Source organism: Pedobacter heparinus DSM 2366 (assembly GCF_000023825.1).
GTDB lineage: Bacteria > Bacteroidota > Bacteroidia > Sphingobacteriales > Sphingobacteriaceae > Pedobacter > Pedobacter heparinus.
This window is the reverse complement of the sequence record NC_013061.1, coordinates 3,686,741-3,704,335: the sequence shown is the minus strand read 5'-3', so window position 1 is coordinate 3,704,335 and position 17,595 is coordinate 3,686,741. Positions and strand designations below refer to the sequence as shown.

The window sequence follows — 17,595 nt, the reverse complement described above, 5'->3', positions numbered from 1 at the left end:
ATTGTAGTATGGCAATCCAGAACCTTGACTATTCCTATTATCTGTCATTATTTTGCTGCCTGCACCTTTGGTTGCTGTGTTTATTTCTGTTCTTTAAAAAGAACCGAAGCATTGCCGACCAGATCCTTGCCTTGTTCCTGCTGGGTTTTTCTTTTATCCATGTGCAGCACCTTGTGCTTCAAAAAGGGTACTTAAATGAAATTCCATACCTGGATCCGGTTATGGGGATTGTCCTGTCGGCACTGGGCCCTTTATTTTATTTTTATGTGAGGGCCATGACGGGGGAACGGGAACTGTTAAAAAAATCAAGACCACACTGGCTTATTTTAATTCCTTCTGTGATAAACCTGATTTTTCTGATGCTTACTAAAAAAGCAGGGGAATTGCATAATTATTATTATGCAGATACCAGGGGCGAAACAAAATATACACTCGTTAACCTTTTGCTGCTAATGGGGATGACGGCTTACCTGCTCTTTTACCTTATTGCATCCATACGTGTACTAAACCGGCATACCGCTGGCATTAAAGCTTCTTATTCCAATGTAAAACGCCTGCAGCTGGGCTGGCTTAAAGATTTGATTGTCATATTAATGGTGTTTAGCTGTATCATTGCACCGGTAACTATCCTCATTGCAGATACCAAGGTGAGCCAGTTGAGCATAGCCTATTTCAGTACCTTCATTTACTTTATCATTGTATACAAGTCATTAAATTATTCTGTGGTATTTGCCCCGTTGGCCCTGCCGGAAGACCTGCCTCTAGCCTCCGAACCGGAGCTGCCACTGCCGGTTACAGAGCGCTACCAGAAATCGGCCTTATCTCCTGCACAGGTAGAAGAGTATGGGCATACGATAGAGATATTCCTGGTATCTAATAAGCTGCTTTTTGATGAAGACCTGTCGCTCAGACAGATGGCCGATGTATTAAAACTATCGCCACATGTATTGTCGGAAGTCATTAACCGTTATTACAATAAAAGCTTTTTTGATCTGATCAATTCATTCAGGATTGAAGAAGCCAAAAAGCAGTTAAGGAATATCAACGAACTGAACATCACCATTGAAGGCATTGGTTATAACTGTGGTTTCGGGTCAAAAACTACATTTTACAGGGCTTTTAAAAAGCATACCGGACATACACCTACAGGCTATGTGACCCAAAATAGCATAACCTGATCACAAATGAATATAAAACAACTGATCCCTGTACTTTTCTTTTTCCTGATGCTGAGTGGTTTTTCGGGCAACGCCCAGTATTTAAAACTGCCAAAACGTCCTGTAAATGCCTTATCCGGATCTGCATTTGCCACTGCTATCCGCGACGCTTCACTTTCTCCTGCCGCCCGTGAACAGCGGATATTAGCAGAAGTAGAAAGCGGTAATGTGCCAGTATTTTACCGTAATTTTTTACAAGTTACGGACAGCCTTGTCATTGAAGATAAATTATTCCTGATCAAATATTTTGTAGCCCCAGACTACCTGGTTGTGGGTTCGGACAGCGATTATTTCTATTGCCCTTTAACGGTATCGGCAGCACAAAGGATAGCAGATAAACTTAAATGTTCACTTCCTACCCGCAAAATGTCTGACCGCATTTATCAATCGGCTGATGTTAAACTAAGTCCGGAACCCATCCCGCCTTCTATGCAGATGATCACTGTTCCGGTATTTGAAGAGCACAACAGGCTGCTGCATCAGCAACTGGAAAGGATGGGAGCAAAGCCAGGTAAACTTATTGCAGGAAACAAAAAGGATGTAGTGCTGTCCAATCAGATCATATCCCGTGACGGAACGCCAAGAGTAGTGATTTACGGCTGGCATAAACCAGATGGGAAAGCAATTCAGCCCCTCTACAATGGGCATAAATACGATTGGGTTGATTATAGTCATGGTATCAGGCTGATACAAAATAAGGTATACCTGAATGGTAGCCAAACTACTCTTAAAAAAATATTGAAGTCAGACAAATTTCATGGATTGTTGTCTGACGAGGGTGTCATTGACCAGAGCTTTTTACGGATTCTATTGAATAGTAAAAATAAGCTTTTAAAATGATATGGAAATTTAATGCAAGCCGCATCATCTGTTTAAATCATCAATTATTAAATCCTATTCGCCTTTGGCGATGTTAAAAAACAGATTATGGCAGAATTGACCACCTCCAGAAAAGCAGCTCCTAAAGTAGATCTGACCGCAATGGTAGATCTTGCTTTCCTGCTCATTACTTTTTTTATGCTGACCACCTCGCTTTCTAAGCCTATAGCGATGGACATTGCCAAGCCAGATGAGCCAGAAGATGGTTACCAGCAGCCTGTACCGGCCTCCAGGACTATGACCATTTTGCTCGGAAAAGACAATAAAGTGGCCTGGTATATGGGTGAGGCTGGTAAAAGCAGGCCCAATATTGAAGACATTGCACAAATCAGAAAATCGATTGTTAGGAACAGGGACCTGGTTGCTTTAAACAACAATAACGATGCAAAAAAAACGCTTTTTATTATTGTAAAGCCAACTGCAGGAGCCAATTATAAAAATTTTGTAGATATAATGGATGAGCTGAAGATTGCAAAGATCACAGCGGCCCCTGCCATAGATGATGATCATATTACCGACGAGGAGCAAAGGTTTATGAAAGAACACCGGATCCTTTAAAATATTTATTCTGTATAAATTTATCTCCGAATAAGTATATCTTCAAACTTTGGTGTCCTTAACAAGGATACCAAAGTTTTTATAAAGGAGACAAAATTACCGATGCAGAAGCCGGAGCGATCAATATTGATGCTGTTTAAAGAAATCCACGAAGGAATGGAAACAGCCTTTAACGAACTTTTTTTAGCTTATTATGATCGGCTGGTTGCTTTTTCTGTTCAATACGTAAAGCAGCAGGAATGTGCGGAAGAAATCACTTCAGAACTATTTGTGAAGCTCTGGCTCAGACGAAACGCCCTGTACGATATTTTAAACCCGGAAGTTTACCTGTATGTCGCTGTCAAAAATGCTTCACTAAACTACCTTCGTGGAGATAAAAAGAATAATAGGGCTTTGTTTGACGGGATAGAAAAAGCGGATATATTGCCGTTTGGTGATTACCATAGTCCGGAACTGGAAACAAAAGAGCTGACCCGAAAACTGGATGAGGCCATCGCTGCTTTACCTGAGCAGCGCAGGATGATTTTCCGGCTGATCAAAGAAGATGGACTGAAGTGCAGGGAGGTGGCCCGGATATTAAATATTTCTGTACGGACGGTTGAAAACCAAATGTACAAGGCCGTAAAAAACCTGGCAGATGCGATAAGCCCTTACCTGGGCTATCATCCTCAAAAAAAGATCAGCAAAAAACAAGCATTCTCCAACCTGCCACTTTTATTTTTTTTATAAAGCAGTAAGTAGTTTGTTTAACCAGTGTGTCTTTAAGGCATAAGACCATTGAATCATGATGAAACAATACTTTCTGAAGCTGTTAAGCAAAAGACTAAGCGGAGAAATATCTCCTGAAGAAGATGTAAAATTACAGGAGGCAATTGAACAGGAACCCGATTTTAAGCAGACCGCTACAGCATTGACCCGATATTTTGAAAACAAAAATGTCAGCGCTAGAAACAGTGTGTATACAGTAGATAAATTAATAAAGACCCGGGATAGGATTGTCCTTGCAGAAAATCAGGGTTTTGTGCCAAAGTACAATCATTCGGAAGTGATAAAGAGAGGTTTTTCAGGTTTATCCCTGCTAAAAATTGCTGCCATCTTTCTGGTATTGCTGGGTAGTACTTTTATAACTTATCATTTTTTAAACAGGACACAGCCTTTAAAGTTCGATACTTTAAATACTACGGCTGATAAGGTATTTAAAACACTCGACGATGGTACCAAAGTATATTTAAACCGGGGCTCATCCATCAGGTACAACCAGGGTTTTGGAAAGGAAAAAAGGGAAATATTTTTGGATGGGGAGGCTTTTTTTGACGTCGCTAAAAATAAGGCCATACCTCTTTTTATACATGTCCGTAACCTCAATATTGAAGTAAAAGGGACTGCTTTTAATGTAAATGCTGATCAGAAAAAACATAATGTAGAGATTTCCCTGCTTAGGGGACTTATAGAAATTACCAGTAGCCTGGATAAAGACAGCAGGGTTTTGCTGAAGCCAAATGAAAAACTGATAGCGGCAGCACAGCTTAGCCCTGCTGGTACAGGATTTAAGGTCATCAGCATGGCTGCAGAGAAACAGCTGCAGGAAATTAAATGGACACAGGACTCGCTGATGTTTAAAAAGGAAAAATTAAAAGACCTGGTGCTTCGTCTTGAAAAGAAATATGATGTTAAAATAGAAATCAGGAAAGAAGAATTAAAGGACAAAAGGTTTAGTGGTGCTTTTGCTGCCGAAGGCCTGAAAGAAGCACTTGAAGCCCTGAAACTTTCCTATCCCTTTACCTACATCATCAGTGATAAACTGGTCATTCTCAAATAAGTGAAGATGAAGAGATTTATTCAAATGACGATGATGCTGATGGTGTTCAGTTACTTTAGCGGGCAGGCACAGAGCCGTAAAATATCTATATCAGCAAATAAGCTGCCACTGACCAGAATTTTGGAGCAGATAGAAAAAGAATGTACTTACAGCATTGTGTACAGCAATGAGGTGATACCGGATACCGTGCTGGTTACAGTGAATGTAAAAAGAATTTCTGTTGCAGAACTGTTAGATAAGATTTTACCTGAAAAACAGCTTTTTTATAAAATGATGTCTGAACGTATGCTGGTGATTGGCAGTAACCGTACAGTGAGATTGCCAGTTGAAGAGGCAGAAAATAAAATAACCTTATCCGGAAGGATTAACGATCAGAAAAAAAATGTCCTGGCTTTTGCATCCGTTGGATTGTTGCAGGGGCTTAGCTATGTTGGGGGCAGCATCAGCAATGATAATGGGGTTTTTCAGCTAAGTTATCCTTTTAAGACACAGGTAAAATATACAATTAAGATATCTTCTATAGGTTATCAGCCACTATCGGTGGATTTTGTTTACCCTGATACTGTTGCGCTTAAAAATCTCTTGTTAAAAGAAGAACAGCATACACTGAATACCGTAAGTATTACAGCCGCCCGGCCGCTGATTGAAAGAAAAACCGACCGCTATATTGTAAATGTAGAGGGGAGTGCACTGGCAGATGGGAATACCGGTTTAGAGGTCTTACAGAAATCGCCAGGTATATGGGTAAACAGTGAAGGGGCCATAAAGATCAAGGGCAATCAGTCGGTAATGGTAATGATCAACGACGTAGTGCAACGCATGTCTGAAGAGGACCTGGCCCAATACCTGCGGACATTAAGGTCTGAAGACATTAAAAAAATAGAGATCATTTCAAATCCGCCTTCAGAGTTTGAGGCGGCGGGGGCGGGGGGAATTGTTCATATCGTTTTAAAAAAGGCCAGAATGGACGGCTTTGCAGGTCAGATCGGCGCGGCTTATAAATATGGGAACAGACCTTTTTATGCAGGTGGCGTCTCGGCAGATTATAAAGTAAAAAATCTATATGCACAGGGTAATGTGTCATTGGTGAAAGATAAAAGTAATTACATTGGTGGAAGGGCCGATATTGTTTATCCGGATCAAAGTACTTACGCCGGAAGAACCGACAGGTATAACGATAACAGCAGGGACCAGTACCGTTTTGGGCTGGCTTACGACTTGTCTAAAAACCAGTTGATCGGTTTGCAGGTAATGGGTGCAGGGAGCGAAATGCTGCAGACTTTTAAAACAAGCATCCTGCTCAACAAACCTGCCGAACTGATTAGCGGCAATGCGCTGTCCGATTGGGTGCGCAGGCCTAAAAATACCGGGGCAACACTAAACTACCTGCTGCGGCTGGACAGTACCGGCTCTACGTTTAAAGTAATTGGCGATTATGTGCAGAGCAGCAAAACGGAGCTGAACGATTTTACTTCGCAGTATACCGATCCTTCAAGAAATTCGAGGTACAGGAACAATACGCCAAACCTGACCAATATTTATTCGCTGCAGGCAGATTATACCAAGGTTTTGAATAGTAAGCTGGAGTTAAAAACAGGCCTTAAATATGTATCAGCAAAAAGGGACAATACCATATTGAGCGAAGATTTTATTGCAGATGAATGGGTAAAAAATACAGGTACAAGCAATCAGTTTATCTACGATGAGCACCTGTTGATGGCTTATGTTACATTGGAAAAAAACATTCATAAAACAAGTATTAAGCTGGGTTTAAGGGCTGAAGAAACTGATATGAAAGGAAATTCTATAACTTCCGGCCAAACTTTTTCGAGGAAATACCTGGGCTGGTTTCCAACTGCCTTCCTGGTGCAAAAGCTAAATGAAAAGACCGGAAGTGCAATTTATCTGAACTATTCGAGAAGGTTAAGACGGCCGCAATTTAATTATCTGAACCCTTACCGTTTGCAACTTAACGATTATGAAGTGATGACCGGAAACCCCGATCTGCTGCCTGAATATACCCATAAGATAGAGTTAGGCTATAATTTCTGGAATGGCTTTTCGGCCGATGTTTATTACAGCCGTACCGAAAATACCATTGCCCAGTTTGTAAATCCGATAGCCGACAACGTGATAGAGTACCAGCCAAGAAACTTTAACAACAGTTCTGATTATGGCATCACCCTGGATGCACCCGTTAAGCTTTTTAAATGGTGGACTACCAATAATTCAGTGGTTCTGTTTCACCTGGCCACCGAGATCAGTAATTTTAAAGTAGACCAGTACAGCGTTTATGCAAAGTCTATGCATACGATTACCTTAAAGCATCTTTTTGATTTTGATATGTTTGCCAACTATTCTTCTCCTTACGTAACTTCCAATTCAAAAATGGGCTATATTTTTTACTTGGATCTGGGCTTTACCAAAAAGCTGCTGGATAACCAGCTGAGGATGCGCTTATCCCTAACTGATATTTTTGATACATTTAAAGAGCAGGAGTATACGAATTATAAGGATACGAGGATCAGTTCCTATCAAAAAAGGCCTACAAGGACTATCGGCTTGTCTTTAAGCTATAGTTTTAGTTCCGGTAAAAAATTCAAAAATAAGAAGATAGAACAAAGTAACGAGGAGGAGAAAAACAGGATTGGCAATTAACCTGCATTGGTTTTGTCTGCGATTGTGCCATCCAGCTCCTTCAGTTCTTTCTCAGGATGTTTTCTAAACACCCAATAGGTTTGCAGTACATAATTGAAGCCGAGTGAAACGATGATATCTGTCATGATCCGGCTGATCTTATAATCAATATGGAGCCAGCTGGTAAATAAATAAGTACCTGATGATTTTAAGGCAATACTGCCGGCCACAACAAAGATGAATTTGACCAGTTGCATACCAACCGGGGAGTTGCTGGCCTGGTTGTCCTTAAAGGTCCAGTACCTGTTCAGGCTAAAGTTCCATACTGCACCGATGATACCGCCAATGACAATAGAAATGGTGTAATGAATGTGCAGCAGCTCTGTACAAAATATCATTACAGCGTAATCAATCAGCCCGCCTGTAAATGCTGAAACCTGTGCCTTGGCAAATACAAAAACGGATTTCTTTTTACTCATTAAGCTGCATTCTTTTTAGCCTTTCGTTCCAGGTTATCCCTGATGTCTCCAAGTTTTAAAAGTTTTCTGGTATCTACAATGTTGATGATGAAAAGGACAATGCAGATCCCACCTGCAAAATATTCTATCAAATGACCAAATGTCACTTCCAGGATAAGTATTAAAGCTAAAATTACCCTGATTTCCGTTGGGCCAACCAGTCCGGAATCTATACTGTAAATATCTGTTATTTTATACCTTAGCTGAGAAATGATCATTGCCCAGCCATACAAAACCACAAAAATAAAGGCAATCAGTTCATATTCGTTGCGGGCATATACCATATAGCCTAAACCGATCAGCACGGTACTTACCCAGTCCATAATGATATCCAGCGAAAAGCCATACCATTTACGGGGGATATTGCGGTAATAAGCTATGCGTCCATCCAATGAATCTCCAAACCAATTGATGGCCAGACCTGCTACACCCAGTAAAAGATAATTCCGTGTCAGATAAGTACTCAGGATAAAACCCATTAAAACCAATACAGAGCCAAAGGTGCCTGTAAAAGTGAGCATATTTGAAGAAATGTAGCTGGGAACTCTGGTAACGAGAAAAGAGATCGTCTTTTGTTCTGCTGAATTTAAAATGTTGGTTCTTTTTCTATCCTGAAATACTCTTTTTAAATCATCAGTATCAGCAGATGCGATCAAAGTTTCTTGTCTCAATTTGTTTTGTTCCATTAATGGCTTATCAATATACTTTTAAGTATACCTTGCAAAAGTATAGAATTTAAACAATTCAAATTCCTTTTTGTTGGAAAACAACCTTTCTATGATAAAATTATGTCCTGCTTTTTTTTAATTCTATGACCGTAATCTCTGGCCAGATGCCCACGCGCCCCGAAAAACCAAGAAAACCGAAACCCCTGTTGATATTCAGGAACCGGCCCTGGTAACTGGCAATACCGGCCCAATGGGCATATCTATATTTGACAGGACTCCATTTTATGCCAAAGGCCTCAATGCCAAACTGCATACCATGGGTATGGCCGGATAAAGTTAGGTGGACCTTTGAAGGTGATTTTTTTACTTCCGAGTCCCAATGGGTAGGATCATGGGAAAGCAGCACCTTAAAATCATAGGGGTCAACATTTGTGAGGGCCTTTTTAAGATCACCACGTTCGCCAAAGCCAAGTCCCCAGTTTTCTACACCGGCCAGAATGATCTTTTCGCCATGCTTATACAATTCTACATGTTCATCCAGTAGCAGTCTGAAACCCAGTTCGGCATGGTATGCTTTTAATTGTTGTAAATTGGCACGTTTTGTCTGCTCATTTTCCCATTTAATGTAATCGCCATAATCGTGGTTGCCTAATACAGAAAACTGGCCATAAGGTGCTTTGATCTGCGAAAAATGGCCTATCCATGGTTTAATTTCTTCTGCTTTATTATTCACAAGGTCGCCCGTAAAAACAAAAAGATCTGATTTCTGGGCCTTAATTAAATCGATGCCCTTTTGTACCGCTTTAGGGTTTTGAAAACTGCCTGCATGTATATCAGAGATTTGGGTGATGGTAAAGCCGTCAAAGCTTTGTGGCAGATCGTCAAAAAATAAAGTATGTTTGATTACCCGGTAAGCATATTTCCCCCTGATCATTCCATACAAAAATACCAATACGGTGAGTGCAAAAATGGCTGTCGCAAATTCAACCCAGTATAAATTTCTAGGTGTTCCCGAAAACAGGCGGTATACATCGCCTGTTAAAAGTACAATAGCAAAAAGCAGGGCTGCAGTAAGCCAGATCACGAAAGCATGCGTGGCAATTTTGAAAAATAAACCCATGCCCATGGTATTGATCCTGTTTATGGCCGCAATTAAAGATAGGGTAATAAGGGATACCGTTAGCCAGAAAACAAGGCTTAAAAGGGGGTTAAGGCTATATATAAGCAACCCTGATAATACATACCAGTTTAAAATGAAAAATAATATGGCTACAATGGCTATGGGTAACAGATTGATTTTTCGTTTCATTTGTCAATGTTAAATATAAAATTACAGCTTGGATGGCAAAGGGTTTGGCTTGTTACATTAAATGACATTAAGAAAATAAAAATAAGCCATTCTGCTCTGAGACTGGAACCTTTTGTCTTGAAGGAGACAAAAATTCCTACGTCTCCTTGCAGAAGGCATATTTTTTCCAAATTAAGAAGGCTAAGCATGGCGTGCCTTTTACTTATTCCAGACAGCCTGATGTACTAATACCCTCCCTTCGGGCTGTGTTCTGGCTTGCTTAACATTTGCTAAACACATGCTTAACCATTGCTTCAGTTTAGCGTCTGCCAACCCTTAACCAACCCTTTAGGGGATGTTTACCAACCCTTAGCCAATCCAAAAGGCATACCGAACACATACCTTTTCTACACTTGGTTAAAATTGAACCTGGAAAGTTTAACAGTACTGAATAAGTTTATATAGAATTAAGAAGTACTATATTTGCAGGATAAAATAAATAGCTGTAAATTAGTTTATTACAGGTTTTTTACAAAAGTATGTACTACTATTCCTGTATACTTTATATATTTGCTTTATGAACAAGACTAACAACAGCCCGATTTGCCTGAATGTGCCCTGCATGTTGAGGTAAGAATATGGACTGTTGAGATAAGATATTGAAGCTTCTCCAGTCTTAACCGGACAGAGAGGCTTTTTTTAAATAAGACCAATTAGTATGCAAAGTTTTAGGACAGAGTTAGAGAATCCTATTGTCGAAAAAGACATCATTGATCTGGAAAAAAAGATCAGGGCATTTCGCGAAGGTAAAATCCATGATGAAAAATTCAGAAGTCTGCGTCTGGCACGTGGAATTTACGGGCAAAGACAGCCGGGGGTTCAAATGATCCGCATTAAGTTGCCTTTTGGTAAGGTAACTTTTAAACAGATCCTGCGGATATCTGATGTGTCTGATAAATATGCGAGCAGGAACCTGCACCTGACCACCCGTCAGGATATCCAGATCCACTATGTGAGCCTGGACAGAACACCTGAGCTTTGGGAAGAACTGGAACAGGATGATGTAACGATCCGTGAAGCCTGTGGCAATACGGTACGGAACGTAACGTCTTCGCCGGATGCCGGAATCAGTTTGAATGAACCTTTTGATGTCTCGCCTTATGCGCATGCATTTTTCAGCTACTTTTTGCGCAACCCGATTTGTCAGGAAATGGGCAGGAAAATTAAATTTTCTTTTTCATCTGATGAGCGTGATACTGCTTTTAGTTATATCCACGATCTTGGATTCATTCCTAAAATAAACGAAAAAGGTGAGCGTGGCTTTAAGGTATTGTTAGGTGGTGGTTTAGGAGCGCAGCCCTTTCTGGCCGAGCTGGTACACGATTTTTTACATGAAGACCAGATTATTCCTTATGCTGAAGCGATGCTAAGGGTGTTTGACCGTTATGGAGAACGTACCAACCGCAATAAGGCCCGTTTAAAATATCTGGTGCAAAAACTGGGACTGGAAGAAGTATTAAGGTTAATTGAAGAAGAACGTACTGCGAATAAAGTTAAGTCTTTCAAAATAGACCGCGATGCGGTGCCACAGCCCGCTGTGCCGGAACTGATCGATTATCCGGTTCTGGATGAGGTAAAAGAGAGCCTCGACTATAAGCACTGGCGGGCCACCAACGTAACCCCACAAAAACAGGAAGGTTTTTACGCTGTATATATTAAAGTGACCAAGGGTGATATCCCTACCGAAGATGCCCGTAAATTAATTGAGGCTATCCGCCCTTATGTGGCTGATGAGATCAGGGTTACACAAAATCAGGGACTAATGTTAAAGTTTGCCCGCGAAGCCGCTTTACCAGGTTTATACGTTGCGTTAAAAGAACTTGGTTTTGCAAAGCCGGGTTTTGATAGTGTTGCTGATGTAACCACCTGCCCAGGAACGGATACCTGTAACCTGGGTATTTCCAATTCCATGTCGCTGTCGGTAGCCCTGGAGGAGGTGATCTATGAAGAATATCCGGAACTGATCTATGATAAAGACCTTAAAATTAAAATAAGTGGTTGCATGAATTCATGCGGGCAGCACGGACTGGCGCACATTGGTTTCCACGGAAGTTCTGTAAAAGCCAATGGTAAAGTGGTGCCTGCAGTGCAGGTAATGCTGGGTGGTGGTACAGTAGGTGATGGTGAAGGACGTGTAGCTGAAAGGGTAATTAAGGCCCCTTCTAAACGCGCTACCGATGTATTGAGGTACTTATTGAACGATTTTGCTGCCAATAGCCTGGACAATGAAAGTTTCCACGCTTATTATGACAGGCAGACTAAAGATTATTTTTACCAGCTGCTGAAACCGCTGGCCGACCTGAGCAATTTGAAAGATGAGGAATTTGTAGACTGGGGGCACGAAGAAACTTTTGTAACCGCCATTGGTGTGGGTGAATGTGCTGGTGTGGTAATTGACCTGGTAGCCACTTTGCTGCTGGAATCGGATGAGAAACTGGAATGGGCAAAGGCTTCTTATTCGGCTGGTGCCTGGGCTGATGCCATTTACCATACTTATGCGGTTTATGTAAGTGCAGCTAAAGCTTTATTGCTGGATAAGGGTGTAAACAGCAGTACCCAAATTGGCGTGATCAGGGAGTTTGATAACCATTACGTACAAACAGGAGAAGTAAAACTGGAAGGATCATTTAATGACCTGGTATTACAAATTAACAAAAATGAACCTACGGAAGCTTTTGCAACTGCCTATTTGAAGTCGCTGGAAGATTTTTATACAGGTATTAAATCGCAAAGAGAGGAAAAAGTGTCATGATCATCGAAAAAAAGATAAATAAAAGAGAACCGCGGATAACCCTTGTTGGCGCTGGTCCCGGTGATCCGGAACTGTTGACTATAAAGGGTGCCAATGCACTTAAATCTGCTGATGTGGTATTGTATGATGCACTGGTGAATGAGGGGGTGCTGGATTATGCCAATGCAGATGCCATTAAGGTATATGTGGGCAAAAGATCTGGTGAACATTCGTATGGTCAGGATGCGATCAATAAATTGATGATAGATTATGCACTGAACTATGGCCATGTTGTCAGGCTTAAAGGTGGTGACCCTTTTGTTTTTGGCAGAGGCTATGAAGAATTGGATTATGCTGCCGGCTATAGTATCCCGGTTTCGGTGATCCCTGGTTTATCCAGTTCTATTTCTGTGCCTGGATTGCAGCAGATTCCTGTTACACATAGAGGCCTGAGCGAAAGCTTTTGGGTGGTTACAGGTACTACGGCTTCCGGACATATTTCTAACGACTTGTATGAGGCCGCAAGGTCTAAAGCTACGGTGGTGGTATTGATGGGACTTGGTAAACTGAAAGAGATTGTTAAACTGTTTCAGAATGAAGGTAAAAATAAACTGCCGGTGGCTGCTATCCAAAGTGGTTCTACTGAAAATGAAAAACTTGCAGTTGGCATAGTGGATACCATTGTTGAACTGGTTGAAGAAAAGGGGATTAAAGCACCAGCTTTACTTGTTTTTGGTGAGGTGGTTTCTTTACATCCTTCATTTCAGCCCATCAGGGATTTTTATCAGGCATTAAAAGAAGAGATATAAGTCAGATGGAAGGCAACCAGTTATTTCCTGTCTTCATCAAACTGAATACCATTCATACCGTATTGGTAGGCGCTGGTCCTATCGGTTTAGAAAAACTTTCTGCATTGCTGGATAACAGTCCGGAGGCAAAGGTTACTGTTATTGGAATTGATGTTTTACCGCAATTGCAAACACTTGCTGATGGTTATGAAGGAGTAAATGTATTGCAAAAACCATTTGAACCTGCAGATTTAAACGGGGCAGACCTGGTAATTGCAGCTACGAATAATGAACTGCTGAACCAGGAGATCAGGATACAGGCCAGTGAGCGCAATTTGCTGGTCAACTTTGCCGATAAGCCGGAACTCTGCGATTTTTATCTTGGCTCGGTTGTTAAAAAAGGGGATTTAAAAATAGCCATTTCTACAAACGGTAAATCGCCCACTATGGCCAAACGTTTAAAAGAAGTACTAAACAATGGCTTGCCAGGCGAATTGAACGATACCCTGCAAAACATGCAGGCACTTAGAAATACATTGAATGGCGATTTTGCTGCAAAAGTAAAAAAACTAAATGAAGTGACATCGGCCCTGGTTGAAGGAAAAGCTTCGGTTGAAGGAGTGGTTGTAAGTGATGGAAAGCCTAAATTGGGTAAAATGAAATGGCTGATATGGCTGGCCATCGTATTTGCTTTTGCTATAGTGGTGGCAGCTTTTTGGCATAAGGAACCCGAATTTCAGGCTTTTGTAGCCAATATTAACCCGATGTTTTACTGGTTTTTGCTGGGTGGTTTCATCTTTGCGATGATAGATGGCGCCATAGGGATGTCGTATGGTGTAACCTCTACTTCCTTTTCGCTGGCGATGGGTGTGCCACCTGCATCAGCAAGTATGGGAGTACATTTGTCAGAAATTTTAAGCAATGGCATTGCCGGCTGGATGCATTACCGTTTTGGAAATGTGAACTGGAAACTGTTTAAGCTCTTGCTGATACCAGGTATTATTGGTGCAGTAACGGGTGCTTACCTGTTGTCCTCACTGGAACATTACAGCCATTATACCAAACCAATAGTTTCTTTGTATACTTTAATATTGGGTTTTGTAATTTTGTCTAAAGCCTATCAGGCTAACCGTAAAAGTGCAGTCAGAAAAAATAAGATTAAAAAGATTGGTTTGCTGGGGCTTTTTGGTGGTTTTATTGATGCTGTTGGTGGTGGTGGCTGGGGTTCAATTGTATTGTCAAGCTTAATCGCGGGTGGAAGAAATGCACGTTTCTCTTTAGGTACCGTAAAAATCACCCGCTTTTTTATAGCACTGATGAGCTCACTTACTTTTATCACCATGCTGAATGGTGCACATTGGGAGGCTGTTGCAGGTTTGGTGATTGGAAGTGCCCTGGCCTCGCCCATAGCGGCAAAGGTTTCCAACAGGATCTCTGCTAAAACAATTATGGTATCGGTAGGTATCCTGGTGGTTCTGGTGAGTCTGCGCAGCATCGTCAAATTTATTCTCGAATTAGTATAGTCATGAAGGAAAAATTAATAGAAATAGCAGAAAAAATAAAGGATCTTGATCCGGTTGAGGCCTTGAGGTTCTTTACTGCCGAGTATCCTGGTAAAATTGTGTTTTCTACAAGTTTTGGATGGGAGGACCAGGTGATTACACATATGATCTTTGCCAATGATCTTCCTATTGAGGTTTTTACACTGGAAACAGGCCGACTGTTTCCAGAAACTTATTATGTATGGAACCGTACTTTAGAAATTTACAAAAAGCCTATTCATGCTTATTTTCCACAGGCAGAAGCTTTACAGGAAATGGTGGATAAAAAGGGACCAAGCAGTTTCTACGAATCTGTTGAAAACAGAAAAGAATGCTGCGGTATTCGTAAATTGGAGCCTTTAAGGAGAGCTTTAAAAGGGAACGATCTATGGGTTACCGGGATCAGGTCCGAACAATCGCTAAACAGACACGATATGGCCAACCTGGAATGGGATGAGCAAAACCAGCTGATCAAATTTCACCCTATCTTTTTCTGGTCTTTAGCGGAAGTGAAGGAATATATCAAAAAAAATAATATCGTTTATAATACTTTACACGATAAAGGTTTTCCAAGCATAGGTTGTGCGCCTTGTACCAGGGCTGTGCGCGAAGGTGAGGATTTCAGGGCCGGAAGATGGTGGTGGGAAGATCAATCGAAAAAGGAATGTGGTTTGCATGCCACTCAATAATTGCAACAGCATATGAGTAAATATAATTTAGATTATTTAGATGAATTAGAGGCCGAGGCCATTCACATCTTACGTGAAGTGGCAGGGCAATTTGAGAAGCCTGCCTTGTTGTTTTCTGGTGGTAAGGATTCTATTACGTTGGTTAGACTGGCAGAAAAAGCCTTCAGACCTGGTAAATTTCCTTTTCCACTGGTACATATTGATACCGGCCATAATTTTGAGGAAACGATAATTTACCGTGACAATATGGTGGCCCGCTTAGGTGAAAAACTGATTGTAGGTAGTGTTCAGGAATCGATTGACCAGGGTAAGGTAGTGGAACAGACTGGCAAAAATGCAAGCAGGAATGCTTTGCAAACAGTTACTTTGCTGGATACTATTGCTTTGCATGGTTTTGATGCCTGTATTGGCGGGGCAAGAAGGGATGAGGAAAAGGCAAGGGCCAAGGAACGTATTTTCTCTGTAAGGGATGAATTTGGACAGTGGGACCCTAAGCGCCAGCGCCCGGAATTGTGGAATATCTATAACGGTAAGATCCATAAAGGGGAAAATGTAAGGGTATTCCCGATCAGTAACTGGACGGAACTGGATGTATGGAACTATATCAAAAGGGAAAATATTGGTCTGCCTTCTATCTATTTTGCACATTACAGGGATGTGATTACCCGTAACGGACAGCTGATGGCTGCTTCGCCATTTTTAAATATGGATGAAGAGGATATTGTGGAACATAAAAAAGTAAGGTTCCGTACTGTAGGTGATATGAGTTGTACTGCTGCAGTGGAATCGGATGCAGATGAGATAGACAACATCATCATGGAGATCAGTGCATCAAAAATTAGTGAACGCGGAGCCCGCATGGACGATAAAGTTTCGGAAGCTGCTATGGAAGACCGCAAAAAGGGAGGATACTTTTAATGAATATACTTAAATTTTTTACAGCGGGTAGTGTTGATGATGGTAAGAGCACACTTATTGGACGGTTGTTATACGATACGGACTCCATTCTTGCCGATCAGCTGGAAGCTTTACAGCAAAGTAACCGCAAAAATGATGACGGAACAATTGACCTGGCCATTTTAACGGATGGCTTAAGGGCAGAACGTGAACAGGGAATTACCATTGACGTGGCTTATAAATATTTCCAGACGGATAAGCGTAAGTTTATTATTGCAGATACTCCAGGACATATACAATATACCCGTAACATGGTTACCGGTGCTTCTACCGCTAAACTGGCTATCATTTTAATTGATGCCAGAAACGGTGTGGTAGAACAAACGATCCGTCATTCCTACCTGGTTTCGTTATTAGGTATTGAGCATGTGGTAGTTTGTTTAAACAAGATGGATATGGTAGGCTATAGCGAAACTGTATTTACTGCCATTACAGATAAATACAAGGCCCTTGCTGCTGAACTGAACCTGAAGGATGTGAATTTTATTCCTGTAAGTGCGTTGAAAGGCGATAATGTAGTAAATGAGTCTGAAAACATGGCCTGGTACAAAGGCCGTAGCTTATTGCACTTCCTGGAAACGGTAGATGTGGAAACGGGTGCTGAATCTGATCTGGCCCGTATGCCGGTACAATGGGTAGTAAGGCCGCAAACGGAGGAACTGCACGATTACAGGGGGTATGCAGGCAGGATTTTAAGTGGCGAATTTAAGGTGGATGATAAGGTTACGGTATTGCCATCTGGTAGCAGTTCTGTGATCGAAAGAATAGAGCTGTTTGACCAGCAACCTGTGGTAGCTTTTGCCGGGCAGTCGGTAACGCTTCACCTGAAAGACAATATTGACATTAGCAGGGGTGATGTTTTGGTGAATTCTGACCATTTGCCGCAAAATTCCAGACTGATAGAAGCAGATGTTTGCTGGATGGATGCACGTCCGCTTGATGAGAACATCACCTATTTATTGCAGCACAACAGCAAGGTTACCAAGTGTAAGATCAGCGAAATTGTGTACAAAGTTGACATCAATACACTGGAAAAACAGCAGGCTTATGAATTTCGGTTAAATGACATAGGCAGGGTGATTTTGAAGACTGCTGATGAACTTGCATTTGATTTTTATGGTGACAACAAAGCCAATGGTGCGGCTATATTGATAGACAGCAGGACCAATTTGACGGTTGCAGCGTTGATGTTCAGGGCTATAGCAGATTAGGTTTTATTACTGGGCGTCTTGCAAAATATTTTCT

Annotated in this window: 15 protein-coding genes; 12 read left to right on the top strand and 3 right to left on the bottom strand. The window is 41.3% G+C overall.

Going from position 1 to position 17,595, the window contains the following annotated elements:
• The first annotated feature begins 8 nt into the window (after positions 1-8).
• The 6 genes from PHEP_RS15420 to PHEP_RS15395 all read left to right on the top strand — a co-directional run bounded on the left by PHEP_RS15420 (position 9) and on the right by PHEP_RS15395 (position 7,131).
• Positions 9-1,178 carry a helix-turn-helix domain-containing protein gene (locus PHEP_RS15420; RefSeq protein WP_015808907.1) on the top strand — a complete coding sequence of 390 codons (1,170 nt, stop codon included), beginning with the start codon at positions 9-11 and terminating at the stop codon, positions 1,176-1,178.
• A 6-nt stretch (positions 1,179-1,184) separates the two neighbouring features.
• Complete coding sequence (locus PHEP_RS15415) at positions 1,185-2,057, top strand: hypothetical protein (protein WP_015808906.1); 873 nt, start codon at positions 1,185-1,187, stop codon at positions 2,055-2,057.
• A gap of 87 nt (positions 2,058-2,144) precedes the next feature.
• The gene (locus tag PHEP_RS15410; protein ID WP_015808905.1) at positions 2,145-2,654 is read left to right on the top strand and encodes an ExbD/TolR family protein; all 510 of its coding nucleotides are present in this window, start codon (positions 2,145-2,147) and stop codon (positions 2,652-2,654) included.
• Between the two features lie 102 nt (positions 2,655-2,756).
• Positions 2,757-3,383, top strand: a complete 627-nt coding sequence (locus PHEP_RS15405; protein ID WP_143715762.1) for an RNA polymerase sigma-70 factor — start codon at positions 2,757-2,759, stop codon at positions 3,381-3,383.
• Positions 3,384-3,438: 55 nt separating this feature from the next.
• Positions 3,439-4,473, top strand: coding sequence for a FecR family protein (locus tag PHEP_RS15400; protein ID WP_015808903.1), 1,035 nt, complete (start codon positions 3,439-3,441; stop codon positions 4,471-4,473).
• A gap of 6 nt (positions 4,474-4,479) precedes the next feature.
• Positions 4,480-7,131, top strand: coding sequence for a TonB-dependent receptor (locus tag PHEP_RS15395; RefSeq protein ID WP_015808902.1), 2,652 nt, complete (start codon positions 4,480-4,482; stop codon positions 7,129-7,131).
• Here the strand turns inward: PHEP_RS15395 and PHEP_RS15390 are convergent.
• From PHEP_RS15390 to PHEP_RS15380, 3 genes are all read right to left on the bottom strand, one after another.
• The gene (locus tag PHEP_RS15390; protein ID WP_015808901.1) at positions 7,128-7,589 is read right to left on the bottom strand and encodes a GtrA family protein; all 462 of its coding nucleotides are present in this window, start codon (positions 7,587-7,589) and stop codon (positions 7,128-7,130) included. The two genes, PHEP_RS15395 and PHEP_RS15390, sit on opposite strands and share 4 nt — an antisense overlap.
• The gene (locus PHEP_RS15385; protein ID WP_244862619.1) at positions 7,589-8,299 is read right to left on the bottom strand and encodes a CDP-alcohol phosphatidyltransferase family protein; all 711 of its coding nucleotides are present in this window, start codon (positions 8,297-8,299) and stop codon (positions 7,589-7,591) included. Before PHEP_RS15385 ends, PHEP_RS15390 begins: the two co-directional genes overlap by 1 nt.
• 115 nt (positions 8,300-8,414) lie before the next feature.
• Positions 8,415-9,605 (bottom strand): metallophosphoesterase, encoded by a 1,191-nt coding sequence (locus PHEP_RS15380; protein WP_015808899.1) that lies wholly within the window; start codon positions 9,603-9,605, stop codon positions 8,415-8,417.
• A 697-nt stretch (positions 9,606-10,302) separates the two neighbouring features.
• On the opposite strand from PHEP_RS15380, the gene PHEP_RS15375 reads away from it, so the two are divergent.
• Genes PHEP_RS15375 through PHEP_RS15350 form a run of 6 tightly spaced genes read left to right on the top strand, consistent with a single transcriptional unit; the run spans position 10,303 to position 17,561 of the window.
• Positions 10,303-12,396, top strand: a complete 2,094-nt coding sequence (locus PHEP_RS15375; protein ID WP_015808898.1) for a HEPN domain-containing protein — start codon at positions 10,303-10,305, stop codon at positions 12,394-12,396.
• Positions 12,393-13,184: a uroporphyrinogen-III C-methyltransferase gene (gene cobA / locus PHEP_RS15370; protein WP_015808897.1), complete on the top strand. Its 792-nt coding sequence runs from the start codon at positions 12,393-12,395 to the stop codon at positions 13,182-13,184. Before PHEP_RS15375 ends, cobA begins: the two co-directional genes overlap by 4 nt.
• A gap of 5 nt (positions 13,185-13,189) precedes the next feature.
• On the top strand, positions 13,190-14,686 hold the full coding sequence (locus tag PHEP_RS15365; protein ID WP_015808896.1) for a TSUP family transporter: 1,497 nt from the start codon (positions 13,190-13,192) through the stop codon (positions 14,684-14,686).
• Between the two features lie 2 nt (positions 14,687-14,688).
• Positions 14,689-15,393 (top strand): phosphoadenylyl-sulfate reductase, encoded by a 705-nt coding sequence (locus PHEP_RS15360; protein ID WP_015808895.1) that lies wholly within the window; start codon positions 14,689-14,691, stop codon positions 15,391-15,393.
• 12 nt (positions 15,394-15,405) lie between these two features.
• Positions 15,406-16,311 carry a sulfate adenylyltransferase subunit CysD gene (cysD, locus tag PHEP_RS15355; protein ID WP_015808894.1) on the top strand — a complete coding sequence of 302 codons (906 nt, stop codon included), beginning with the start codon at positions 15,406-15,408 and terminating at the stop codon, positions 16,309-16,311.
• Positions 16,311-17,561, top strand: a complete 1,251-nt coding sequence (locus PHEP_RS15350; RefSeq protein ID WP_015808893.1) for a sulfate adenylyltransferase subunit 1 — start codon at positions 16,311-16,313, stop codon at positions 17,559-17,561. Before cysD ends, PHEP_RS15350 begins: the two co-directional genes overlap by 1 nt.
• Positions 17,562-17,595 lie beyond the last annotated feature (34 nt).